This is a genomic window from Pseudorhodoferax aquiterrae, from assembly GCF_014652235.1.
Lineage (GTDB): Bacteria > Pseudomonadota > Gammaproteobacteria > Burkholderiales > Burkholderiaceae_C > Pseudorhodoferax > Pseudorhodoferax aquiterrae.
The window spans coordinates 110,824-134,888 of sequence record NZ_BMYK01000014.1 but is presented as its reverse complement, the minus strand read 5'-3'; the positions used below and the strand labels follow the sequence as shown (position 1 = coordinate 134,888).

The 24,065-nt window shown below is 70.8% G+C and carries 20 protein-coding genes, 2 tRNA genes and 1 riboswitch; of the genes, 7 read left to right on the top strand and 15 right to left on the bottom strand.

The features are described 5' to 3' along the window. The first annotated feature begins 79 nt into the window (after window positions 1-79). Entirely contained in the window at window positions 80-1,165 is a 1,086-nt protein-coding gene (gene hppD / locus IE209_RS20440) for a 4-hydroxyphenylpyruvate dioxygenase (protein WP_189688751.1), read from the top strand. Here hppD and IE209_RS20435 read toward each other — a convergent pair whose 3' ends face one another. Next, on the bottom strand, window positions 1,166-2,506 hold the full coding sequence (locus IE209_RS20435) for an NAD(P)H-dependent oxidoreductase (protein ID WP_189688750.1): 1,341 nt from the start codon (window positions 2,504-2,506) through the stop codon (window positions 1,166-1,168). A gap of 115 nt (window positions 2,507-2,621) precedes the next feature. On the opposite strand from IE209_RS20435, the gene IE209_RS20430 reads away from it, so the two are divergent. Then, entirely contained in the window at window positions 2,622-3,533 is a 912-nt protein-coding gene (locus IE209_RS20430; protein WP_189688749.1) for a DMT family transporter, read from the top strand. A 4-nt stretch (window positions 3,534-3,537) separates the two neighbouring features. On the opposite strand, the gene IE209_RS20425 is transcribed toward IE209_RS20430, so the two are convergent. Then, window positions 3,538-4,176: a DUF6806 family protein gene (locus IE209_RS20425; RefSeq protein WP_189688748.1), complete on the bottom strand. Its 639-nt coding sequence runs from the start codon at window positions 4,174-4,176 to the stop codon at window positions 3,538-3,540. Between the two features lie 354 nt (window positions 4,177-4,530). On the opposite strand from IE209_RS20425, the gene IE209_RS20420 reads away from it, so the two are divergent. After that, entirely contained in the window at window positions 4,531-4,776 is a 246-nt protein-coding gene (locus tag IE209_RS20420; protein ID WP_189688747.1) for a hypothetical protein, read from the top strand. On the opposite strand, the gene IE209_RS20415 is transcribed toward IE209_RS20420, so the two are convergent. Next, the gene (locus IE209_RS20415) at window positions 4,766-5,827 is read right to left on the bottom strand and encodes a P1 family peptidase (protein WP_189688746.1); all 1,062 of its coding nucleotides are present in this window, start codon (window positions 5,825-5,827) and stop codon (window positions 4,766-4,768) included. The two genes, IE209_RS20420 and IE209_RS20415, sit on opposite strands and share 11 nt — an antisense overlap. Before the next feature lie 220 nt (window positions 5,828-6,047). Here IE209_RS20415 and IE209_RS20410 point away from each other — a divergent pair, with 220 nt between their 5' ends. Then, window positions 6,048-8,441, top strand: a complete 2,394-nt coding sequence (locus IE209_RS20410; RefSeq protein WP_189688745.1) for a glycerophosphodiester phosphodiesterase family protein — start codon at window positions 6,048-6,050, stop codon at window positions 8,439-8,441. A 3-nt stretch (window positions 8,442-8,444) separates the two neighbouring features. Here IE209_RS20410 and IE209_RS20405 read toward each other — a convergent pair whose 3' ends face one another. From IE209_RS20405 to phhA, 4 genes are all read right to left on the bottom strand, one after another. Next, window positions 8,445-9,488: a patatin-like phospholipase family protein gene (locus IE209_RS20405; protein ID WP_189688744.1), complete on the bottom strand. Its 1,044-nt coding sequence runs from the start codon at window positions 9,486-9,488 to the stop codon at window positions 8,445-8,447. 68 nt (window positions 9,489-9,556) lie between these two features. Beyond that, window positions 9,557-9,649: transfer RNA gene (locus IE209_RS20400), tRNA-Leu, on the bottom strand. Window positions 9,650-9,730: 81 nt separating this feature from the next. Continuing rightward, window positions 9,731-9,804, bottom strand: a tRNA-Cys gene (locus IE209_RS20395). 14 nt (window positions 9,805-9,818) lie between these two features. After that, window positions 9,819-10,718 carry a phenylalanine 4-monooxygenase gene (phhA, locus tag IE209_RS20390; protein WP_189688743.1) on the bottom strand — a complete coding sequence of 300 codons (900 nt, stop codon included), beginning with the start codon at window positions 10,716-10,718 and terminating at the stop codon, window positions 9,819-9,821. Between the two features lie 175 nt (window positions 10,719-10,893). On the opposite strand from phhA, the gene IE209_RS20385 reads away from it, so the two are divergent. Beyond that, a complete protein-coding gene (locus tag IE209_RS20385; RefSeq protein WP_189688742.1) occupies window positions 10,894-11,562 on the top strand; it encodes a glutathione S-transferase family protein in 669 nt (222 codons plus the stop codon). Window positions 11,563-11,565: 3 nt separating this feature from the next. Here IE209_RS20385 and IE209_RS20380 read toward each other — a convergent pair whose 3' ends face one another. From IE209_RS20380 to IE209_RS20370, 3 genes are read right to left on the bottom strand one after another with little or no spacing between them, the layout of a single operon-like run. After that, on the bottom strand, window positions 11,566-12,483 hold the full coding sequence (locus IE209_RS20380) for an SDR family NAD(P)-dependent oxidoreductase (protein WP_189688741.1): 918 nt from the start codon (window positions 12,481-12,483) through the stop codon (window positions 11,566-11,568). A gap of 22 nt (window positions 12,484-12,505) precedes the next feature. After that, on the bottom strand, window positions 12,506-13,348 hold the full coding sequence (gene murI, locus IE209_RS20375; protein WP_229882956.1) for a glutamate racemase: 843 nt from the start codon (window positions 13,346-13,348) through the stop codon (window positions 12,506-12,508). Next, window positions 13,348-14,901 (bottom strand): fumarate hydratase, encoded by a 1,554-nt coding sequence (locus IE209_RS20370; RefSeq protein ID WP_189688740.1) that lies wholly within the window; start codon window positions 14,899-14,901, stop codon window positions 13,348-13,350. The genes murI and IE209_RS20370 overlap by 1 nt, the downstream gene beginning before the upstream one ends. Before the next feature lie 104 nt (window positions 14,902-15,005). Between IE209_RS20370 and fumC the strand changes: the two genes are divergently transcribed. Next, the gene (gene fumC, locus IE209_RS20365; protein ID WP_189688739.1) at window positions 15,006-16,391 is read left to right on the top strand and encodes a class II fumarate hydratase; all 1,386 of its coding nucleotides are present in this window, start codon (window positions 15,006-15,008) and stop codon (window positions 16,389-16,391) included. Window positions 16,392-16,404: 13 nt separating this feature from the next. On the opposite strand, the gene IE209_RS20360 is transcribed toward fumC, so the two are convergent. From IE209_RS20360 to IE209_RS20340, 5 genes are all read right to left on the bottom strand, one after another. After that, window positions 16,405-16,866 (bottom strand): MarR family winged helix-turn-helix transcriptional regulator, encoded by a 462-nt coding sequence (locus IE209_RS20360; protein WP_189688738.1) that lies wholly within the window; start codon window positions 16,864-16,866, stop codon window positions 16,405-16,407. A gap of 9 nt (window positions 16,867-16,875) precedes the next feature. Continuing rightward, complete coding sequence (locus tag IE209_RS20355; RefSeq protein ID WP_189688737.1) at window positions 16,876-18,534, bottom strand: tannase/feruloyl esterase family alpha/beta hydrolase; 1,659 nt, start codon at window positions 18,532-18,534, stop codon at window positions 16,876-16,878. Window positions 18,535-18,751: 217 nt separating this feature from the next. After that, window positions 18,752-20,023, bottom strand: a complete 1,272-nt coding sequence (locus IE209_RS20350) for a D-amino acid dehydrogenase (RefSeq protein WP_189688736.1) — start codon at window positions 20,021-20,023, stop codon at window positions 18,752-18,754. A gap of 159 nt (window positions 20,024-20,182) precedes the next feature. Continuing rightward, window positions 20,183-20,277, bottom strand: a riboswitch (glycine riboswitch). A gap of 112 nt (window positions 20,278-20,389) precedes the next feature. Then, the gene (locus tag IE209_RS20345) at window positions 20,390-21,733 is read right to left on the bottom strand and encodes an MFS transporter (protein WP_189688735.1); all 1,344 of its coding nucleotides are present in this window, start codon (window positions 21,731-21,733) and stop codon (window positions 20,390-20,392) included. A 26-nt stretch (window positions 21,734-21,759) separates the two neighbouring features. Then, window positions 21,760-22,953: a M20 aminoacylase family protein gene (locus IE209_RS20340; RefSeq protein ID WP_189688734.1), complete on the bottom strand. Its 1,194-nt coding sequence runs from the start codon at window positions 22,951-22,953 to the stop codon at window positions 21,760-21,762. 108 nt (window positions 22,954-23,061) lie between these two features. Here IE209_RS20340 and IE209_RS20335 point away from each other — a divergent pair, with 108 nt between their 5' ends. Continuing rightward, window positions 23,062-23,967: a LysR family transcriptional regulator gene (locus tag IE209_RS20335; RefSeq protein WP_189688733.1), complete on the top strand. Its 906-nt coding sequence runs from the start codon at window positions 23,062-23,064 to the stop codon at window positions 23,965-23,967. Window positions 23,968-24,065: the final 98 nt, after the last annotated feature.

The window sequence follows — 24,065 nt, the reverse complement described above, 5'->3', positions numbered from 1 at the left end:
GAACGCAGGAATCGTGCGTAGCATTTGCCTAGCATTGAGGTTTTCTGTAGCTCCATCCCCATTTCACCGGAGATAAGACATGGCCGACCTGTTCGACAACCCCATGGGCCTGTGCGGCTTCGAGTTCGTGGAGTTCGCCTCGCCGACGCCGGGCGTGCTGGAACCGATCTTTGAGAAGATGGGCTTCACGCTGGTGGCGCGCCACCGCTCCAAGAACGTGCTGCTGTACCGGCAGAACGACATCAACTTCATCGTCAACAACGAGCCCAAGAGCGAGGCCGGCTACTTCGCCGCCGAGCATGGCCCTTCGGCCTGCGGCCTGGCCTTTCGCGTGAAGGATTCGCACAAGGCCTACAACCGGGCGCTGGAGCTCGGCGCCCAGCCCATCGAGATCGGCACCGGGCCCATGGAGCTGCGCCTGCCGGCGATCAAGGGCATCGGCGGCGCGCCGCTGTACCTGATCGACCGCTTCGAGGACGGCAAGAGCATCTACGACATCGACTTCGAGTTCCTGCCCGGCGTGGACCGCCGGCCCAAGGGCCACGGCTTCCAGGTGGTGGACCACCTCACGCACAACGTCTACCGCGGCCGCATGGCGCACTGGGCGGACTTCTACAACAAGCTCTTCAACTTCCAGGAGATCCGCTACTTCGACATCAAGGGCGAGTACACGGGCCTGACCAGTAAGGCCATGACCGCGCCCGATGGCCTCATCCGCATCCCGCTCAACGAGGAAGCCAAGAAGGGCGGCGGCCAGATCGAGGAGTTCCTGATGCAGTTCAACGGCGAGGGCATCCAGCACATCGCGCTGCTGACGGACGACCTGCTGGGCGCCATCGACAGCCTGCAGATGGCCGGCATCCCGGTCCTCACCGCGCCCAACGACGTCTACTACCAGAACCTGGAAACGCGCCTGCCCGGCCACGGCGAGCCGGTGGCCGAGCTGCAGTCGCGCGGCATCCTCCTGGACGGCACGACCGAGGGCGGCCGCCCGCGCCTGTTGCTGCAGATCTTCTCCGAGCCGCTGCTGGGCCCGGTGTTCTTCGAGTTCATCCAGCGCAAGGGCGACTACCGCGAAGGCTTCGGCGAGGGCAACTTCAAGGCGCTGTTCGAGTCGCTCGAGCGCGACCAGATCAACCGCGGCGTGCTGGAGACCGAGGCCTGATCAGCGCGCGAACAGCGCCTCGAGCTCGCGCCGCAGCTGGAAGGCCGGCGTGGTCTGGTCCATCACCACGTCGTCCCAGCAAAGGCTCTGGCCCGCCTTGACGGGGCGCACGAGCTTCACGTCGTGTGCCAGGCCCAGCGGCAGGCCGCCGAAGGCGAGCGAGCGCTGCACGGGCAGCAGCTTGCCCCAGACGGTGTAGCCGCCTTCGCCGTCCAGCGTCTCGCCCACGGCCAGGTCGCGCTTGGCGGTGGCCACCACGTCGGCGTTCCAGGCCACGGCCGCGCCGGTGGGCTCGCGCCGCAGCGTCACGCTGGCGACCGACATGCCCACCTCCAGCCCGATCAGGTGCCAGCGTTTGTACAGCGTGAAGTAGCGACCGCTGTCGTCGGTCTTCGCGTTGTATTCCTCGAAGCAGTTGCGGATGTACGCGGTCTCGCCCTCGACCGTGACCCACACGCCCATGCGGATGTCGTAGGGGATGGGCGTGCCATCGGCCTGCAACGAGGACACCACCTCCACCATGCCCTTGTGCTCCAGCACGCCGCCCTCGCTGCGCGGGCGCGTGACGTTGGGGATCTGGTCGATGGCCGCTGGCGGGTAGAGCAGGCCGTCGGAGGGCACGGCCAGGCCGGTGGCGTTGGCCACGGCCGCGCTTTCGATGGAGGGCTTGGAGCCGTCCAGGAAGCTGTTGAACATCTTGGGGTTGAGCCCGCCGCGCTGCGCCTGCTCGGGCGTGAGGCCGTAGTGGCCCCAGACGGTCTCGGGCGTGGACGCGCTGAAGTGCGGCAGCCATTTGTGGCCGCGCCCGGCCGCCACCACCGGAAAGCCGCAGCTGCGGGCCCAGTCCACGAGGTCGCAGATCAGCGCAGGCTGGTCGCCGAAGGCCAGCGAATAGACCACGCCGGCTTCCTGCGCACGGCGCGCCAGCAGCGGACCGCAAAAGGCGTCGGCTTCCACCGTCACGTTGACCACATGCTTGCCGTGGGCGAAGGCGTCCAGGCAGTGCGCCACGGCCGCCACCGGGTGGCCCGTGCATTCGACCACCACGTCGATCTGCGGATGGCGCGTGACGGCCTGCCAGTCCTCGGTGATCCAGGTCGTGCCTTCGCGCAGCGCTTCGTCGGCCGAGCGGGCGGCGCTGCGGCCGGCCTCCCAGCCCACGCGCGCGAGGTTGGCGCGGGCCGCCACGGGCGAGAGGTCGGCGATGGCCACCAGCTGCACGCCGGGCGTGCGCGGCACCTGGGCCAGGTACATGGAGCCGAACTTGCCGGCGCCGATCAGGCCGATGCGGATGGGGCGGTTCTCGGCGGCGCGCTGCTGCAGTTGACGGTGCAGGCTCATGGGTCTTGTCTCCAGTCGTTGGTGTTGGGTTCGCGACCATAGCGCAACGCGTCGGCCTGTACAGTGACGGCCCGAACCACAGGAGACACCGGTCCGCCCGAGCCCGGTCCATGGCATGTCCAGCATTCCCGCACCCGCCCCGCCGCTGACCGTCCTCGTCCAGGCCCGGCGCGCTGCGCCATGGATGGCAGGCTGGCTGGGGCTGATGCTGGTGGTCGCGGTCGCCGGCCGCCAGGCCACGCGCGAGCTCGACGTGTTCCAGATCATGCTGATGCGCTCGGTCATGGGGCTGGTGCTGCTGCTGCCACTGGTGCGTGCGGCCGGGGGGCTGTCGGCCCTGCGCACGCGCCAGCTGCCGCGGCATGTGGGCCGCAACATCGTGCATTACGGCGCGCAGTACGCCTGGTTCTTCGCGCTGACGCTGATCCCCCTGGGTCAGGTGGTGGCCATCGAGTTCACGATGCCGATCTGGACCGTGGTGCTGGCGGCGCTGTTCCTTGGCGAGCCGTTGCACCGTCGCAAGGTGGCCGCCGTGGCCCTGGGCGCCATCGGCGTGGCCATGATCGTGCAGCCCGGTGGCGGCAGCGGCATGAGTGCGGGCCAGCTCATCGCGCTGGGTGCGGCGCTGGGCTTTGCGGTGTCCATCATCGCCGTGAAGGCGCTGGCCCGGACCGAGCAGGCCGTGACCATCATGTTCTGGATGCTGCTGGTGCAGACCGTGCTGGGCCTGTGGCCGGCATTGGCCGTGTGGCAATGGCCCTCGGCGGCGGGCTGGGGCTGGGTGACGCTGGTCGCGGTGGCCGGCACCTATGGCCACTACTGCATGGCCAGTGCGATGCGCCATGCCGACGCGACCGTGGTGGTGCCCATGGACTTCCTGCGCGTGCCGCTCACGGCGCTGGCCGGCTGGCTGTTCTATGCCGAGCGCATCGACCTGCTGATGGCGCTGGGCACGGCGCTGATCCTGTCGGGCAACCTGCTGAACCTGTGGCGCGCGCCGGCGCCCGCAGGCACCGGACGCTCCTGACCCCTCAGTGCAGGTGGCGGGGGCGGCGGCCGCTGCCCCCGCCGTGGCTGCCGCCGCCGGAGCCGGGGCCGCGCGAGGGCTTGCCCAGGTCCAGCGAATTCGTCAGCGCGTCGAAGCGCTGTGTGAACAGCTTGTCGATCTCGGCCACCACGCCCGACAGTTCGCTCGCATCGAAGTGGCGCTCCATGGTGTGGATCACGTCCTGCACCAGCAGGTCGCGCTGCACCTGCATGATGGCCGCGGGATCGGGGCCGACGAACAGCATGATGAAGTCGTCGCGCGACTCCTCGTCCTCGGGCGCTTCCTCGTCGTCCTCGTCGAACTCGGCGTCGTAGAAGCTGACCTCGATGGCCGCGCCGCGTTCGGACAGCTCGTTCAGGCTCATGCACATCTCGTCCAGCGCCTGCTTGAAGTCCTCGTCGCCGGGCACGGTCCAGCACATGTCGAGCAGGTGCTCGGTGGTCTCGAAGCGGATGCCGGGCTCTTCCTCGTAGGCGCTGGCCGCGGCGGCGGCCAGCGAGCGGGCACCGGCGTACTTCCACAGGGGTTTGAGCGCCTCCTGGATCTGCTCGTAGTTCACGTCCGCGCGCAGCGGCACCTGGCCGTGGACGTGGATCTCGAAGGGGGCGTTGTAGCGTGACATAGGGGGATGGTAGCGGGTGCGTGGGGCGGTGCCAACGCGGTGTCTCGTGGGGCGGCGGACCGGGACCGCGCAAGGTGTCGCGGCCTTCGGACGCCGTCGTTCTGCGGCCGGCAGGCCGGGCGTGGGGGCATCCTGCGGATGTTCGGCAAGCCCGGTATTTTGCAACACGCTGCCGCCGCGCCCGGTGGGACCGTGGTCGCCATGTCGCGGCGCTTATACTGTTTTTCAATACAGTTATCGAGCTGCGTGATGGATCCCGTCCAACTCTGCTTGGATCTTCAACCCCCGGCGCCACCGGCCCCACCACCGCCCCCGCCGCGGCCCTATGCCGCGGTCCTGCGCGAAGGCGCGGGCATGACCCATCGGCAACGCGACGCGGCGCAGATGCGCTTCGAGGCCGCGTTGGAAGACCGGCTCGGCTCGCCCGAGGAGGTCGCGGCCCTGGTGCGCCAGCTCATGCAGGCGGAGATCGGTGGCGATCCGCCGGCGCCCGAGCTGGTCCGGCGGTGGGAGCGCGCCAACGCCGCCGCGCGTTACACGGGCCTGCAGAGCCTGGCCGACCAGACGGACGCCTGGTTCGAGGTGTCCCTCACGTCCTGAAGTCCGCGGCGCTCGGGTAGCCCTCGATGCTGCCGGCAGCCCGCACGGCGCGCACCACGGCGCGCGCCATGGCTTCGGCGGCCAGCATGCCCAGCAGGTTGGGGTTGCCCGTCTTGCCGGACTTTCCCGTGCCCAGCGCGAACAGGGTGTCCCCGTCGTTCATGGTGTGGACCGGGTTGATGCTGCGCGCCAGGCCATCGTGCGCCATCTGGGCGATCTTCTGCGCCTGGGCCTTGGTGAGCACGGCGTCGGTGGCGACCAGGCCGACCGTGGTGTTGGTGCCGGCCAGCAGGCGCTGCGGGACCTCGCCGGCCGCGATGGCGCGGCGTGTGTCCAGCAGCCGGCGGCCGTCCTCGGTGCGCGCGCCGGCGATGGGCTGGGCCGTGTCGGGGTCGATCACGTCGCCGACCGCATTGACCACGACGAGGGCACCGACCGTGAGGCCGGCCACCCGGAGCGAGGCCATGCCGAGCCCGCCCTTCATGGCGCGCCTGGCGCCGAACAGCTTGCCGACCGTGGCGCCCGCGCCGGCGCCCACGTTGCCTTCGGCCGGCCGCTGCGTGCTGGCGGCTTCGCAGGCACGGTAGCCGGCCTGCGCGTCCGGGCGGACGCGCCCGTCGCCGACACCGAGGTCGAAGATGATGGCCGCGGGCACGATGGGAACATGCGTGACGCCCACGTCGAAGCCGATCTTGCGCTCCTCGAGGTAGCGCACGACGCCCGAGGCCGCATCCAGCCCGAACGCGCTGCCGCCGGACAGCAGCACCGCATGCACCTTCTCGACGAGGTTGGACGGTTGCAGCAGATCTGTCTCGCGCGTGCCCGGTGCCGAGCCGCGCACATCGACACCGCCGACCGCGCCTTCCTCGGTGATGACGACCGTGCAGCCCGTGGGCCTGCGGCTGTCGGTGAAGTGGCCGACGCGCAGGCCGGGCACGTCGGTGATGCTGCCGGCGTCGTCCTGCCAGGCGGGGCGCGGCTGCGCGAATGCGCCGCGCCCGGGCAGGGCGATGAGGGCGCTGGCGCCGGCAATGAAGAGTCGTCGATCCATGGTGCTTCCTTGGGGGATGGGTCGGGTGCCGCCGGGCGGCGCGGCCGCCAGTGTCCACAAGTTCCGCGCTGCGCATGTCGCCTTGAAGGCATCGCGCGCGTGATACGCCATGCCGGCGCGGCCGCACATTCCCGCATGCTGCGTGCTGGAAGACATGCGGATGTCATGCGCGCTTCCTAGAGTCCGCCCCTTTTCACGCGGGAGATCGCAGAGGATGGCGATGGACAAGATGAAGTGGGTCGGCGTTCTGGCCCTGGCGACGGCCCTGGCCGCATGCGGCGGTGGCGACGACGACCAGGCCGCCCCCTCACCCGGGCCCGGGACCGACCCCACCGTGCCCGCACCCACACCCACGCCGCAGCCCGAGGTTCAGCCCCAGGTCCTGCTCGAGCAGAGCTTCGCCGGACTCAGCGCGCTGCCCGCGGGCTGGAGCCTGCCGGCCAACAACCGCGGCACGGTTTCGGTGGCCGATGGTGAGCTGGTCATCGACGGCCGGGCCCACAGTTCGCTGATGACGGCGGTGATGCTGCCGGCGCGCTTGGAGGCCTTGTCGAACTACCGCATCGACGTGGTGTTCACCTTCGCCCAGCCCAACAACAGCAGCCGCTGGGGCAGCGTGATGTACCGGGCCGGCCCGGCGAACGCCGCCATCCCGCACGAGCCGTACTACCAGTTCGCGATCCGCCAGGCCGCCACGGCGGCCAACGGCACCGAGTTCGCCCTGCGCCGCAACAATGGCTGGAACGTGCAGGGCACCAAGGCGTTCCGCGAGAACATCGACCCGGGCAAGACCTACACGGCCACCGTGGTGGTGCACGGCAGGCGCGTGCGCCAGTACCTCGACAACGTGCTCACGCACGACATGACGCTGGACGAGGCCATGGCCGCAGGCGGCATCGGCTTGCAGACCACGGGCCTGGTGATGCGGGTGCGCAGCGTGAAGGTGACCGAGCAGCTCCAGCCGCTGCCCGAGATCGGCAAGCTCGTCGCGGTGCAGGAGACCGGCACGCAGGCCGCCATGGCGCCCACGCTGGTGCAGGCCATGGCCGCCAACACCGATCTCGCGGCCAGCGGCGCCAGCAATGTGCTCTACGCCGTCGACGCGGGCCTGAACCTGCACGCCGCGAACGGCGAGGGGCTCGGCGCGCTGGCCCAGTACCTGGCCAGCCCAGGCCGCGCGACGATCCCGGTGCTGCGCATCGCCGACGCGGCGACCGTGGGCGCGCTGGCGGCCGCGCAGGACCGGCTGGACCTGGGCGACGTGACGCTGCTGTCCGCCGATGTGGAACTGCTGGCCAGCGCGCGGCGTGCATTGCCGGCCGTCCGCACCGCGGTCGACTTCACGCAACGCACCAGCCTGGGCAACACGCCGCAGGACATCCTGGAGGTGGTCGGTGCGACGAACCGGGCCAAGGCCAAGATCGCCGTGCTGCCGGCGGCCATGATCCAGCGGGCCACGGTCGCGCACCTGCAGCGCCTGTTGATCACGGTCTGGGCGCAGGCCGACGCGGCGACGCCGGCCGAGGCCGCCAATGTGCTGACCACCGGCGTCCACGGTGTGCTGGCCGCCGACACCCGCGCCTTCGCCCAGGTGCTGCGCGCGCTGCCGGCCGGCACGCTGCTGCGCAAGCCGCTGGTGACCGGCCACCGCGGCATGCCCTCCACCGAGGACGAGAACACGCTGGAAGGCGCGCGGGCCGCCGCAGCGGCCGGCGCCGATGCCATCGAGAACGACATCTACCGGACCACCGACGGCCACCTGGTCGTGATGCACGACGCGACGGTGGACCGCACGACCAACGGCAGCGGCAGCATCGAGGCCATGACGCTGGCCCAGGTCCAGGCCCTGCAGACCAAGACGCGCGGCCGCCAGGTGCCGACGCTGCGCGCCTTCTTCCAGGAGTTCAAGGGCCGGCCCATCACGCATTTCGTGGAGCTCAAGAGCGCCAACGCCGACATCGTGCCCCTGCTGCAGCAGGAGCTCGATGCGCTGGGGGTGCGCGACCAGGTGGTGGCGATCTCCTTCGATGGCAACCAGCTCACGCGCATGGGCACGACGCTGCCCGAGGTGACGGTGGGCTACCTGAACAGCGCGGCCGGCGGCAGCGACCCGCTGGTGGACCTGCGCAACATCCTGAGCGTCACGCAGCAGTATTCGGCGACCTTCAACCCGTCCTACGCCAACCTGAGCGCGGCGGCGATGGAGGCGGGCAAGCACCGCGGCATCACCTTCTGGCCCTGGACGATCAACGACCAGGCCGCCTTCTACCGCTTCTACAGCCAGGGCACGCATGGCCTGACCACGGACTACGCCTGGTGGGCGCAGGACTTCCCGGTCGCGATCGCCAGCGCCGCGAGCGCCAGTGCGCCCGTGGGCCAGGCCTTCGGCATGGCCATCACGCTGACCACGCAGGCCGGTGTGTCCTATGCCGCCACGAGCAACGTGGCGGCCGTGATCGATGGCAGCGCACCGCACAGCGTCGCGGCCGACGGCACGCTGCGCTTCACGGGTCCGGGCACTGCCGTGGTCATGCCGGGCTACCGCCACGCCATGGGCGACGGCACCTACAGCTACGTGGTCGTGGCCCCGCCCGTCAACGTGACGGTGCAGTGAGGCTCATGGCGCGGGGCAGCCGCCCTCCAGCCCCGCCATGCCGGCCAGCTTCTGCAGGCGCGAGCGTTGCTCCAGGCAGGCCTGGTGCTGGGCCTCGGCCGCCTGGCGCTGGGCCAGCCGGGTGGCCTCCTCGCGTGCCGCCTGCAACTGCGCGATGCGCGCGCGGATCTGCGGCATGGCGGCCAGCGCCGCCTTCTCGCCCTCAAGGATGGCACTGGCGCGCTGCGTGAAGTCGGCCGCGCCGATGTCCAGCACCTGCGGGCGCACGACCACGTCGGCACGCGCCAGCTCGGCCTGGCCCGCCTTCTGTCCCATGATGGCGATGGACTGGCCCAGCGTGCCCAGCATGCCGGCGGGCGCCTGGCCGCGCGCCTTGTTGGAGATGTCCACCGCGATCACGAGATCGGCGCCGAGCTGGCGCGCCGCGTCGACCGGCACCGGGCTGACCACGCCGCCGTCGACGTAGTGGAACTTGCCGATGGTGACGGGCTGGAACACGCCCGGCACGCTGCTGGAGGCCCGCACCGCCTGGCCCGTGTTGCCGCGCGAGAACACCGTACGCTCGCCATCCTCCAGGCGCGTGGCCACGGCCGCGAAGGGCTTGGCCAGCCGGTCCAGCGGCAGGCGGCGCACCTGTTCGTTCACGTAGTCCTCGAGTTTCTGACCCAGCAGCAGACCGCCGGAGGACAGCTGCAGGTCGCGGATCCTCGCTTCGTCCAGCGCCACGGCCTTTTCCTGCAGCTCGAACGCGTTCATGCCGCTGGCGTACAGGGCGCCCACCACGCTGCCGGCGCTGGTGCCTGCCACCACGGCAGGCGCCAGGCCGTTGGCCTCGAGCATCTTGATGACGCCGATGTGCGCGAAGCCCTTGGCGGCGCCGCCGCCGAGCGCGATGCCGATCTTGAGCGTGGGCTGCGCGGCCGGGGGAGCGGTGGTGCTGGCAGGCGGCGGCGTGCCACAGGCCGCGAGCGCGGCGGCCAGCAGCAGTGCGACCGGGCGAGCCCAGGTCGTGCGGGGCGAGGAAGTGCGCAGGGTGGTGGAGCGCATGCCGGACATGGGTGTGGGGAGGGGGCCGCCGTCCGATGCGTTCAGGCGGTCGGGCCGCAGGAGGTGTGTGGTGCCCCGAACCGGGATCGAACCGGTACGCCCCCTCGCGGGTAAGCGGCGGATTTTAAGTCCGCTGTGTCTGCCAGTTTCACCATCGGGGCAGGGTGGCGCCGGTACGAAACAGCCCCTGGAGCACAGGGCTGCAGGGGCTGCCGATCTTCACGAAATCATCACGAAGAATTTGGAGGCGCGACCCGGAGTCGAACCGGGCTAGACGGATTTGCAATCCGTTGCATAACCGCTTTGCTATCGCGCCAAAAGCCCACGATTCTATACCAAGTTCTTGGCGTTCTTGGCCGCGTGGTAGGTCCCGGTGCCTCGCACGAGCACGCGGTCGCTGGCCAGCACACTGCCGGGCGCGTGCTCGGCCTGGCCCTGGGTGCGCGCGTACAGCGGCGCGAAGTCGATGCGGGCCAGCTCCAGCAGCTGGTCGAGGTCGTCGATCACGAAATAGCTCTCCTGGAAATCGTCGATGCGGTAGCGCGTGCGCATCACGCGCTCCAGATCGAAGGCGATGCGGTTGGGCGAGGGATCGTCGAGCGCGAACACCGTCTCCGTGTACGAGGAGGCGATGCCAGCGCCGTAGATGCGCAGCCCCTCGGCCTGCTGCACGAGGCCGAATTCCACCGTGTACCAGTAGACCCGCGCGAGCTTGTCCAGCACGCCCAGCTGCTGCGCGCGCAGGCCGCCCACGCCGTAGGCCTGGATGTAGTCGGCGATCGCCGGGTTCATGAGCATGGGCACATGGCCGAACACGTCGTGGAACACGTCGGGCTCTTCGAGGTAGTCGAGCTCGTGCGGCTGGCGGATGAAGTGGCCCGCCGGAAAGCGCCGGTTGGCCAGGTGCTCGAAGAAGACCTCGTCGGGCACCAGGCCCGGCACGGCCACGACCTGCCAGCCCGTGCGCGCCATGAGGATCTCCGAGAGACGCTCGAAGTCGGGAATCTGCTCGGGGCCGATCGGCAGGTCGCGCATGCCCTGCACGAAGGCGTCGCAGGCGCGGCCGGGCAGCAGTCGGCTCTGGCGTTCGAACAGCGTCTTCCAGACCGCGTGCTCGGTGGCCGTGTACCGCGCCCAGTCCTGGGGGATGGTCCAGTCCGCGCGCGCCGGGCGGCCGGCCTCGCCGGCGGCCAGTCCGTGCCTGGTCTGGGTGGGTGCTTGCGCTTGCATGTCGTCTCCCGGTCCGCCGAATGCGGCTTGTCTGCGCCCATTGCACTGCGCCGCGCGCCACCGCGCAAGAGGACGCGCGCCTCTTCGCGCGCACAACGCCGATATCCTGCGCGCGACAGTGCAGCCAGCGCATTGGCGCAAGAATCCTGCAACGCCATCGCTATCCTTCGCCGCCATGCCCACCCTTTACCACTGCATGAGCGCACGCTCGTTCCGGCCGCTGTGGATGCTCGAAGAGTTGCAGGTGCCCTATGCGCTCCAGATGCTGCCGTTCCCGCCGCGCGCGCTGCAGCGCAGCTACCTGGACATCAACGTGCTGGGCACCGTGCCCTTCCTCGAGGATGGCGATCAGACCATGACCGAGTCGGCCGCCATGTGCCAGTACCTTGCGGAAACGCAGGACCCGGACAACCGCCTGGGCCTGTGGGTGGGCCGCGGCGAGCGCGACCATGCCCACTACCTGAACTGGCTGCACCATGGCGAGGCCACGCTGACCTTTCCGCAGACCCTGGTGCTGCGCTATGGCCGCTTCGAGCCGCCCGAGCGGCGCCTGCCGCAGGTGGCCGAGGACTACGGCCGCTGGTTCCTGGCGCGGCTGCGCGCGATCGCGGCGCGGCTGGAGCACAAGCCCTTCCTGGCCGCCGACCGCTTCACGGGGGCCGACATCTCGGTCGGCTACGCGCTGATGCTGGGCGAGGTGCTGGGCCTGTCGGCGCAGTACCCGGCCAGCGTGCAGGCCTATTGGGAGCGGCTGCGCCAGCGGCCCGGCCACCTGCGCGCGCTGGCGGCGCAGGAGCAGGCGGCCAGGGCGCAGGGCGTGGCCGTGGCGCCGGCCACGGCCTGATGCTCAGCGCCCGGCCGGCGGCGCGTCCAGCGTGAAGGCCGGCGGCTGCCGGCCGTCCACGTCGGTGAAGCCGTAGCGCTGCGCGAGTTCGGCCACCAGCAGCACCTGGCCGCTCCAGTCCAGCACCTGCGGGTCGGCTGCCAGTGCGGCCACGGCCCGGCCCAGGTAGCGCGGCGATTCGGTCCGCGCGAGTTCGGGCCGCTCGGTCCAGTGGTCCTCGTCGGTGCGGTGCCCCTGTAGCACGAACTCGGTGCGCATCCAGCCCGGCGACACCGCGATCGAAGCCACGCCGTGCGGCCGCAGCTCCTCGGCCATGCCGAAGGCCAGGCGCGTCATCGCGGCCTTGGCCAGGTCGTAGTAGAGGTTGCCGCGCAGGTAGTGGCCGCGGTCGTGGAAGGTGGTCGTGACGATCAGCCCGCGGCGCTGCGCGACCATGGCCGGCGCGGCCTGGCGGCTGGCCAGCAGGTGGTGGCGCACGCCGTGCTGCAGCATGCTGTCCCAGTGCGCGAGCGGGTGCTGCCAGAACGGCGCGTCGAACACGCCGTCGAAGCTCTGGTGCCCACCCCAGGCGTTGTTGACCAGGAGGTCGATGCGGCCGTGTTCGCGCAACACGCGCTCGAACAGCGCCTGCACCTGGGCTTCGTCGCCATGGTCGCAGGCGATCGCGATGCCGCGGCCGCCGGCGGCGGTGACGGCCTCGGCGGTGCTGTCGATGTCGCCGGGCAACCGGGTCTGGCCCGACAGCGCGAGGATGCTGTCGTAGCCCGACGCGGCCTGGCCGCGCGTGCTGCGGCCGGTCACGACCACGGTGGCGCCCGCGGCGCCGAGTTCCAGGGCGATGCCGCGGCCCGCGCCGCGGCTGGCGCCCGTCACGACGGCGATGCAGCCGGCGAGTGGGGCGGGGGTCAGGTCTTGTGGCATGGCGGCCTCGTGGAGGAAGCGGTCATGCCATGGTCCCACAGGCAGCGGGCACGTGCAGCCGTGCCAGCCAATGCCGAGCGGCCCGGTCGAGTTGCGTGGTCTGGCCGCTGCTGAGCAGGCTCAGCTCGCCGAGCCGCGCGCGCCGTGCCAGGCCGTCGGGGCCGAGCCGGCGCACCGTCTGGCGCGCCACGGCCTCGCCCGTGGCCACGAGCCGCACCCAGGGGCCGACCAGCGCCTGCAGCAGCGGCGCGATCAGCACGTAGTGGGTGCAGCCCAGCACCAGCGTGTCGATCTCGCCCGGGCCGGTGCCGAACCGCCCCATCTGCGCGAGGTAGCGCGCCGCCAGCGGCTGCACCGCATCGGGCCCGTCGTCCTGGTGCACCGAGGCGTCGATGGCCGCGGCCAGGCCGTCGCAGGGCTGGACGACGCAATCCACGTCGGCCGCCACGGCCGCCTGCAGCGCCGCGAATCGCGCGCTGGCCAGCGTGCCGCGCGTGGCGATCACGCCGATGCGGCGCGTGCGGCTGGCGGCCACGGCGGGTTTGAGCGCAGGCTCCACGCCGATGATGGGCAGTTGCGGCCACGCGGCGCGCACGGCCTCGGCGGCCGCGGCGGTGGCCGTGTTGCAGGCGATCACGAGCGCCTTGACGCCACGCGCCTGCAGCGCCGCCGTGATCGCGTGCGTGCGCTGTTGCACGAAGCCCGCGTCGCGCTCGCCGTAGGGCGCGAAGCCGCTGTCATCGGCGTAGACGAAGTCCTCGTGCGGCAGCGCCGCGTGCAGCGCGCGCAGCACCGACAGGCCGCCCGTGCCGCTGTCGAACACGCCGATGGGTCGGGGGTCGCCCATTGGCGTGGCTGGCAGCATCAGGCGGTCGCCAGCGCGATGCCCTTGAACTCGCCGCTGGCGATGCGCTTGCTCCACTCGGCCGGGCCGGTGGTGTGGGCGCTGGTGCCGCCCGCGTCCACGGCCACGGTCACGGGCATGTCGACCACGTCGAACTCGTAGATCGCTTCCATGCCCAGGTCGGCGAAGCCCACCACCTTGGCGCTCTTGATGGCCTTGCTGACCAGGTAGGCGGCGCCGCCCACGGCCATCAGATAGGCGCTCTTGTGCTTCTTGATGGCCTCGATGGCGACCGGGCCGCGCTCGGACTTGCCGATCATGGAGATCAGGCCGGTCTGCGACAGCATCATGTCGGTGAACTTGTCCATGCGCGTGGCGGTGGTCGGGCCGGCGGGGCCGACGACCTCGTCGCGCACCGGGTCCACCGGGCCCACGTAGTAGATGACCCGGTTGGTGAAGTCCACGGGCAGCTTCTCGCCCTTGGCCAGCATGTCCTGGATGCGCTTGTGGGCCGCGTCGCGGCCGGTCAGCATCTTGCCGTTCAGCAGAAGGGTGTCGCCGGGCTTCCAGCTGGCCACTTCTTCCTTCGTCAGCGTGTTGAGGTCCACGCGCCTGGACTTGTTGTAGTCGGGCGCCCAGTCGATCTTGGGCCACAAGTCCAGCGAGGGCGCGTCCAGGTACACCGGGCCCGAACCGTCCATCACGAAGTGGGCGTGGCGCGTGGCCGCGCAGTTGGGGATCATGGCCACGGGCTTGGAGGCCGCGTGCGTGGGGTACATGGCGATCTTGACGTCCAGCACCGTGGTCAGGCCGCCCAGGCCCTGGGCGCCGATGCCCAGCGCGTTGACCTTCTCGAACAGCTCCAGGCGCAGCTCCTCGACCTGGTCGAGCTTCTCGCCGCGGGCCGCCTTCTGCTGCAGCTCGTACATGTCCAGGTCGCCCATCAGGCTCTCCTTGGCCAGCAGCACGGCCTTCTCGGCGGTGCCGCCGATGCCGATGCCCAGCATGCCCGGCGGGCACCAGCCGGCGCCCATGGTCGGCACGGTCTTGAGCACCCAGTCGACCAGGTTGTCGCTGGGGTTCATCATGACCATCTTGGACTTGTTCTCCGAGCCGCCGCCCTTGGCGGCCACGGTCACGTCCAGCTTGTCGCCGGGCACGATCTGCACGTTGATCACGGCCGGCGTGTTGTCCTTGGTGTTCTTGCGCGCGAACTGCGGATCGCCCACGACCGAGGCGCGCAGCATGTTGTCGGGGTGGTTGTAGCCACGGCGCACGCCTTCGTTGACGGCGTCTTCCAAGCCCATGGTGAAGCCGCCCCAACGCACGTCCATGCCCACCTTGAGGAACACGTTGACGATGCCGGTGTCCTGACAGATCGGGCGCTGGCCGGTCGCGCTCATCTTGGAGTTGGTCAGGATCTGCGCCATCGCATCCTTGGCCGCGGGGCTCTGCTCGCGCTCGTAGGCGCGGGCCAGGTGGGCGATGAAGTCCGGCGTGTGGTAGTAGCTGATGTACTGCAGGGCGCCCGCGATCGAGTCGATCAGGTCCGCCTGCTGGATGGTGGTGGTCATGGCGTGGGGTTCGTTGGAGAAAGCGGCCGGAATTATCCCCAAACGCGTCGAGGCGGCGCCGCTCCGCTAAGATGAGAATTGCTCTTGTTTGCTGAGGCTTTCCCATGACCACCCGTACCGAACGCGACACCTTTGGCCCCATCGAAGTCCCTGCCGACAAGCTCTGGGGCGCGCAGACCCAGCGCTCGCTGCAGAACTTCGACATCTCGGGCGAGCGCCAGCCGCGCGAGATCATCAAGGCGCTGGCGCAGGTCAAGCGGGCCTCGGCCACCGTCAACCATGCGCTGGGCCTGCTCGACGCGAAGAAGAAGGACGCCATCGTCGCCGCCGCGCAAGAGGTCATCGAGGGCAGGCACCCGGACGAGTTCCCGCTCGTGGTCTGGCAGACCGGCTCGGGCACGCAGACCAACATGAACCTCAACGAGGTCATCGCCAACCGCGCCAGCGAACTGCTGGGCGGCGAGCGCGGCGAAGGCCGCCTCGTGCACCCCAACGACGACGTGAACAAGAGCCAGTCGTCCAACGACGTGTTCCCCACCGCCTCGCACGTGGCGGCCGTCGATGCGCTGACCCACAAGCTGCTGCCCGCGATCGATGTGCTGAAGAACACGCTGGCCGAGAAGGCCCAGGCTTTCGACCACATCGTCAAGATCGGCCGCACCCACTTGCAGGACGCCACGCCGCTCACGCTGGGCCAGGAGATCTCGGGTTGGGTGGCCCAGCTGGAGCATGGCAAGAAGCATGTGCAGGCCGCGCTGCCGCATTTGTACGAGCTGGCCCTGGGCGGCACGGCCGTGGGCACGGGCCTGAACGCGCCCAAGGGCTATGCCGAAGGCGTGGCCCAGGAGCTGGCCGCGATCACCGGCCTGCCGTTCGTCACGGCGCCCAACAAGTTCGAGTCGCTGGCCTCGCAGGACGCGCTGGTGCACGCCCACGGCGCGCTCAAGACCCTGGCCGCCAGCATGAACAAGATCGCCAACGACGTGCGCTGGCTGGCCAGCGGCCCGCGCAGCGGCATCGGCGAGTTGAGCATTCCCGAGAACGAGCCCGGCTCGTCCATCATGCCGGGCAAGGTCAACCCCACGCAGAGCGAGGCCGTGACCATGCTTGCGGCCCAGGTGTTCGGCAACGACGTGGCCATCAACATCGGCGGCGCCTCGGGCAACTTCGAGCTCAACGTGTTCCGCCCGGTCGTGGCCCACAACTTCCTGCAGAGCGTGCGCCTGCTGGCCGACGGCATGGTCAGCTTCAACAACAACTGCGCAGTCGGCATCGCGCCCAACCTCGAGCGCATCGACCACCTGGTCCAGCAGTCGCTGATGCTGGTCACCGCGCTGAACCCGCACATCGGCTACGACAAGGCCGCCGCCATCGCCAAGAAGGGCCACAAGGAAGGCCTCAGCCTGCGCGAGGCGGCCATCGCCTCGGGCTACGTCACCGCCGAGCAGTTCGACCAGTGGGTGGTGGCGGAGAACATGGTCGGGCGCTGAGCGGCCCGCCCGCTCAGGGCATCTCCGCCATGCGCTGCAGCAGGTAGACCAGGGCCAGCCGCTCGGCCGGGTTGAAGTCGCCGAAGGTGCGCTCGGTCACGCGCTGGGCAAAGGGCACCGTGGCCGCCACCAGGTCGGCGCCGGCCGCGGTCAGCGCCAGCGCGCGCTTGCGGCCGTCGCGCTGGTGCGCCGACACGGTGAGCAGGCCGCGCGCGGCCAGCCGCTCGACCACGCCGCGCACGGTGGCCTGGTCGATCGCGGTGCGCTTGACCACGTCGTTGAGCGAGCAGGCCCCCATGTCGCGCACCGCGCACAGCGTGACGAACTGCGCCGCCGTGAGCTGCGCATCCGGGATCTCCGACTGGAACAGCGCCACATGCCGCTGGTAGGCCCGCCGCAGCAGGTGCCCCACCTGCGCCGTGACGGCGTAGTCGGCAGCCGGGTCGTGCGGCGGGGCAGGGGGCTTGCGGGGCATGCGGTGGCGCTACTGACAGCTGAAGTTGGCGGCGTCCTCGATGCTACCGGTGCCCTTGTAGATGGCTTCCTTCGGGTAGGCGCACACCGGCCGGGTGCGGCCCGGCCAGGCCACGCCGGCCGCGGCCCGCGCCGTGGACACCATGGCTTCGGGCGCCTGGCCCTTCTCGACCCAGTCCACCAGCGCACCCACCGCGTCGAACTGGTCGGTGCCGTAGGCGCCGCCCGAGCAATGGCCCATGCCCGGCACGAAGAAGGCGCGCGCGAAGCTTGCCGCCTGCTCGGCGCCGTAGCGTGCCTGCACCTTGTTGTAGTAGGCCTCCACATCGTGGATGGAGAAGGCCAGGTCGGCCGCGCCGTTGAAGACGATGAGCTTGCCGCCGCGCGCGCGGAAGCGGTCCATGTCCGGCGACTCGGCGTTGGTGAAGTCGTTGCCCGAGCGCGTGAAGGTCGCCGTGGTGGCGCTGAGCTTGGCGAACTCCGTGTCCACGTCCGCCGTGAGGCCGTAGCCCAGCAGGTCGGCCGTGATGGTGGGCGGCGTGGTGTAGATGTGCGAGGCCTCGCCCGCGAAGATCGTGTAGAACGGATTGGCCGATTGCGCCGCCATGCCGGGGTCGAACGGCCAGGGTGCGTAGATCTGCGCGCCGGCGGCGGTCTTCGCGCCGTCGAACAGCTGCTTCACGTAGCCGGCCTTCGCTGGCGACAGGCAGTTGGCGCTCTCGCCGGCCTGGCAGGCCCAGGCCAGCGGGTCGGGCCGGCAGGCGCTCATGCGGCTCACCATGCCGTCCACCGCGCCGTCCAGCGCGTCGCAGGCGTCCAGGATGCGCTGGCGCACCACGGCCTGGTCGCCCGCGGTGAGCGGCTTGGTGATGTCCGGCCGGCCGTCCGTGCCCGCCGGCGCGATGGCCGCGGCGATCCGGGCCTGGTAGACCGAGCCCTGGATCGATGCCTGCGTGAGCCGAAAGCCCGGTGCCGCGGCCACGATGCCGTCGAACAGGTCGGGGTAGCGCTGTGCGGCGACCATGGCCTGGCGTCCGCCGTTGGAGCAGCCCACGAAGTACGAGCGCACCGGCACGATGCCGTAGAACTTGCGGATCAGCGCCTTGGCCGCCGCCGTCACCTGGGGCAACTGCTGGTCGCCGTACTCGTAGCGCGCCTGCGGGTCGGCGCCGAACAGGAAGGCGCCGTTGGCCACGCCCGTCTCGGCGCGGTGGCCCGAATCGGTGGTGACCACGGCATAGCCGTCCAGCAGCGCGTTGCGCGTGTTGCCGCCGCCCGTGTAGGCACCCAGCGCACGGAACAGCGTGCCGTCCACGCCCGATCCACCCTGGTAGTAAAAGCGCTGGTTCCAGCCGAACGGCAGGCTCAGCTCGAAGCCCAGCGCATAGGGCTTGCCATCGATGCCGGTGCGCTGGTTCATCGCGCCGCGCAGCAGGCAGTGCTGCGGCACCGAGGTGGCCGTCACCGCACCGTCGGATGCCGGGGTGAAGGTGGCTTCGCTGACCGCGCCGCCCGTGACGGCCGTGCCGTTCAGCGCGGCGCAGGCCGACTGGAACTGCTCCAGCGTCATCGCGGTCGGTTCGGGGTCGCCGTCGCTGCCGCCGCAGCCCGCGAGGGCAAGGGTCAGCAGGGCGGCAGCGGGCATCGTGGCATGGCGCAAGCTTCTCATGGGGTACTCCAGGGTGAAGGGCATGGCACGCAGCACCGCAGCGGCAGCTGTGCCACTTGCAGTGCGTACGCTCGATCAGCTTAGCAAGCTGCGCGCCATGCGATCACCCTGTCGAGCGCTGCCCGCGGTCATCGGTAGACGAATTCGAGTGCGTACACTTATTCATACCGGTGCAAGCGGCGCCGCCGCGCACCGCCGTGGCGCAGCGCCGGCGCGTTCAGGCGGCGGCCAGCGGGCGCTGCACCACGGCCTTGGCCGCGCCGCCATAGGCCGCGGCCACCGTCCCCGCCACCATGTCCGCCGTCACGGCCGACAGCGTCCAGCCCAGGTGGCCGTGCCCGGTGTTGTAGAACACATGGGCGGCGCGGCCGCGGCCCACGCGCGGCAGCATGTCCGGCATCATCGGCCGCAGCCCGGCCCAGGGCGTCACGCGGCGCGTGTCCACGCCCGGGAAGCAGTCGCGCACCCAGTCCACCAGCGGGCGGATGCGGTCGGCGCGGATGTCGCGGTTCTCGCCGTTGAACTCGGCCGTGCCGGCCACACGGAAGCGGTCCGGGCCCAGGCGGCTCGTGACCAGCTTGGTCGCGTCGTCGAGCAGGCTCACGTTGGGCGCGGCAGCGCGGCTGGCCTCGTCGTCCAGGTGCACGGTGATCGAGTAGCCCTTGACCGGATAGATGTTCACGCGGTCGCCCAGCATGGCCGCGAAGCGCCGGCTGGCCACACCGGCACAGACCACCACGCCGTCGTGCCGGCGCGCCAGCGTCTGGCCATCGGGGCCGGTGGAGGTGACGGTCACGCCGTCGGCATCGTGCTGCACCGAGGCCACCTGCTGCTCGTACAGGCACTGCACGCCGCGCCGTGCGGCGGCCTGCGCCAGGCCGAAGGTGAAGCGGTGGATGTCGCCCGTGCTGTCGCTCTCGGTGTACCAGCCGCCGTAGTAGCTGCCTGCCAGCGTGGGCTCGATGGCGCGCATTTCGCCGGGCGTCACCGGGCGGCGCTCCAGGCCGCCCTGGGCCAGCAGGCGGGACACCCGCTCCGCGTGCTCGAAGCCGGCCCGGTCGCGGTAGATGTGCAGGATGCCTTCGCGCTTGTGGTCGAAGGCGATGCCCTCGTCCGCGGCCCAGCCGAACAGGTGCTCGCGCGCGGCGATGGCCAGACGCGCGGTCTCGACCGTGTTGCGCTCGTAGTGCGGCATCGCGGCGATGAACTCGGCGAACCACGACAGCTTGTGCCAGCTCGGCTTGGGCGAGACCAGCAGCGGCGCGTCGGCACGCAGCATCCACTTCAGGCCCTTGAGCATGGTGGACGGCAGGTTCCAGACCTCGGCGTTGGAGGCCGAGAGCTGGCCGCCGTTGGCGAACGAGGTTTCCATGGCGGCGTAGCGGTGCCGCTCGTACAGCGTCACGGCAAAGCCGCGGCGCGCCAGTGCGTAGGCGGTGGTGACGCCGGTGATGCCGCCGCCGACCACGGCGATGTGGGATTGCTTCATGTTCAGTTCCAGAACGCGCCAGGGGTGGGGACCGCAGCACGCCCGTGCAGCGGACACCCCCTCTGTTCTGGACCTGAGAGATTCACGCAACGGTGGCGTTGCGCTTGCTCCTTCGGTGCACCCGGTTGGCGTGGCCGCCGGGCGCTCTTCAGAGTTCTGTTCGTGGGGCCGGTCCTGTGGCCTGAGAGATTCCGGGGCGGTTGCTCCTTCGGCGCCGACCGCTGCTGCGGTGCGGACTCTCCCGATCCCACGCCGGTCGGCATCGCGGATGCCGGCCGGGTGCGGCGGCCCTTGTGGGGCCACCAGGGCCGCGATTGTGGCGCGGCCTGCCCGGACTGCCAAGCCGTCCGGGCGCGCTGTGGTTTTTCAGCCGCTGATGTCGCGGTCGCGGCTCTCGGGCATGGCCAGCATCGCGGCCGCCGTCACCAGGCTGGTGATGGCCACGTACCAGGCCGGCGCGGCCTTGTTGCCCGTCACTTCGATGAGCCAGGTCACCACGAACTGCGTGGTGCCGCCGAACAGCGCGACGCCCACCGCGTAGGCGATCGACAGCCCGCTGGCGCGGATGCCGCGCGGCAGCAGTTCTGGGATGGCCGTGATGCTGGCGCCGCCGCTCATCGCGCCCAGGGCCGTGGTCAGCAGCGTCACGGCCAGCAGCACGGGCAGGCTGGGCTGCGCGATCAGCCACAGGAAGGCCGGCACCACCAGCACGGCCGTGGCCAGGCGCGGCCACAGCATCACGGGCTTGCGGCCGTGGCGGTCGGCCAGCCAGCCGCCCAGCAGCGCGAAGCCGAAGGTGGCCACGCCCACCATCACGGTGGCGCCCATGGCCACCAGCGGCGGAAATTGCAGCGTGGCCATGGCGTAGGTCGTCATGTAGGTCGAGACATAGTTGGACACCGTGCCGCCCAGGATCACCAGCACCGCGGTGCCGATGGTGCGGCGGTGACGCAGCAGCGTCGCCAGGCCGGCGTGCTCGCGCACCGCGCTGCCTTCGTGCAGCGTCTCGGGCATCTCGCGGCGCAGGAACACGGCCAGCGGCACCAGCAGCAGGCTCAGCAGGAAGGGCAGGCGCCAGCCCCAGGCCTGCAGCTGCTCGGGCGTGAGCGTGGCGATCACGGCCATGCCGATCACGCCGGCGACCAGGGTGGCGATGCCCTGGCTGGCGAGCTGCCAGCCTGAGTAGAAGGCGCGCCGGCCGGGCGGCGCGGCCTCGACCAGGAAGGCTGTGGCCGGCCCGACCTCGCCGCCCAGCGCGACGCCCTGCACGAGGCGGCAGAACACCACGATCAGCGGCGCGGCGATGCCGATCTGCGCATAGGAGGGCGTCAGCGCCAGCCCCAGCGTGCCGATGGTGATGAGGGCGATGGTCAGCAGCATGGCCGGCTTGCGGCCCGCGCGGTCGGCGAACATGCCGATCAGCACACCGCCCAGCGGCCGCGTGACGAAGCCCACGCCGAACACCGCCACCGACAGCAGCAGGCTGGCGAGCGGCGTGGAGGCCGGAAAAAACGCGCGACCGATGTAGACCGCGAAGAAGGCATAGGTGACGAAGTCGTAGAACTCGAGCGCGTTGCCCGCGACGGTGGCGGCCACGATGCGGCGCGGCACGCCCTGGGTGGTGGCGGGTGCGCGCGCGGTGGCCGCGCGCCGTGCGGTGGCCGCGCGCCGTGCGGGCGCTGCATCGCGCGTGAGGATGGTGGTGGACATGGGGGCTTTCGGAGGAATGGGGGAGATCAGGCCGTCAGGAAGCGCTGCGCCAGCAGCGTCCAGTACGCCGCACCGACGGCGATGTTGCGGTCGTCGAAGTCGTAGCCCGAGTTGTGGACCATGCAATGGCCCTCGCCGTCGCCGTTGCCCACCAGCAGGTAGCTGCCCGGCACGCGCTCCAGCATGAAGGCGAAGTCTTCGCTGCCCGTCAGCGCCGGGCCCTGCAGCGTCACGCGCTCGGCGCCCACGAGTTCCAGGCCCACGGCCCGCGCCAGCGCGGTCTCGGCCGGCGTGTTGACCAGCACCGTATAGCCGCGCCGCCAGTCCACTGTGGCCGTGCAGCCCAGGCCCTCGGCCTGGCTGGCGGCCAGCGCGCGGATGCGACGCTCCAGCAGCGCGCGCACGCCGGCATCGAGCGCGCGCACGCTCAGTTCCAGCCGCGCCTGCGCCGGGATCACGTTGTTGGCCTGGCCGGCCTGCAGCGCGCCCACGGTGACCACGGCGGTCTGCTGCGGGTCGACGTTGCGCGCCACGATGGTCTGCAGCGCCATCACCAGGCTGGCCGCAGCGACGATGGGATCGGCCGCATGCTGCGGCATGGCACCGTGGCCGCCCAGGCCGTCGATGGTGATGGTGGCGTAGTCGCTCGACGCCATGGCCGCTCCCTCGCGGAACTGCAGGTGGCCCAGCGGCAGGCCCGGCATGTTGTGCATGGCGAAGACCGCGTCGCAGGGGTAGCGCTCGAACAGGCCGTCCTCCATCATGCGCAGCGCGCCGCCGCCGCCTTCCTCGGCCGGCTGGAAGATCAGCACCAGCGTGCCGCTCCAGTGGCTGTCCTCGGCCAGCCGGCGCGCGGCGGCCAGCAGCATGGCGGTGTGGCCGTCGTGGCCGCAGGCGTGCATCACGCCGGGCCTGCGGCTGGCCCAGGGCTTGCCGCTGTGCTCGGCCATGGGCAGGGCATCCATGTCGGCGCGCAGGCCCAGCCGGCGCTGGCCGTCGCCGCGCACCAGCCGGCCGACCACACCCGTGCCGCCCACGCCACGCTCCACCGCATAGCCCCAGCCTTCCAGCTTGTCGGCCACCAGCGCGGCGGTGCGGTGCTCGGCGAAGCCAAGCTCCGGTTCGGCGTGGATCTCGCGGCGGATGCGGATGAATTCGTCGACAGCGTGCTGCCGGGCGCTGGCCAGGTAAGCGCCTTCGGGTTCGGTGACGGGATGCATGTGGTGCGGGTCCAGCAGTGGGGATGGGGCGGACTGTAGGAGTCGCCAAACCAAACATCCAATGCATCTTTCACAGGGATATGATGCATTGGCTGCAGGTAACGACTGATGACCCTCGTCCAACTCCGCCACCTCATTGCACTGGCCGATGCGGCCTCGTTCACGCGCGCGGCCGATGCCGTGTTCCTGACCCAGCCGGCCTTCAGCCGCAGCATCCGCGCGCTCGAGGACGAGCTGGGCCAGCCGCTGTTCGACCGCGTGGGCAAGCGCACCGAGCTCACGCCCTTCGGCCGCGAGATCGCGCAGCGCGCGCGCCAGATCGTGTTCGACGCCGACGAGCTGTCTTCCAGTGGCCGCAGCATGGGCGCTGGGCGCGCCGGTGCGCTGCGCGTGGGCATGAGTTCCGGCCCCGGCGCGATGCTGATGACCGCGCTGGGCCACGAGATGGCCACGCGCCACCCCAGCGTGCGCCTGACCATCGCGCGCGGCCACACCGCGGTGCTGGTGCAGGCGCTGCGCGAGCGCGAGCTCGACGCGCTGGTGCTCGACATCCGCGCCATGCCGCCCGGCGCCGACCTGCGCGTGAGCGAGGTGGTCGACATGCGCGGCGCCTTCCTGTGCCGGCCGGGCCACCCGCTCACACGCTGGAAAGGTGCGCTGCGCTTTGCCGCGCTGCGCCAGTACCCGATCGCCTCGACACCGCTCAGCGACGAGGTGGCACGCCACTTGGTGGAGCGCTACGGCCCCCAGGCCCATCCGCAGGAATGCGTCACGCTGCGCTGCGAGGAGGTCGCCAGCCTGGTCGAGGTGGCGCGCGACAGCGACACCGTGGTGCTGGCCATCCGCGCCGCCGCGCCGGATTTCGTCGAGCTGCCGGTCAAGCCCGCCATCGCGCTGCCGGCGCAGTTCGGCCTGGTGACGCTGGCCGCGCGTGCCGAGGCGCCGGCGCTGGCCATCGTGCGCGACCTGATGCGCCGGCGCATGCGCGATGCCGAGGTGCCGGCCGGGGGCTGAGAACGTGTGAACGAACCGCTCACACCCACGCGAGGCCCCCAATAAGCTCCTGTTTCCATCATGATCGTCGCGCCCGGGGCCTCGCCCTTCGGGCCGGG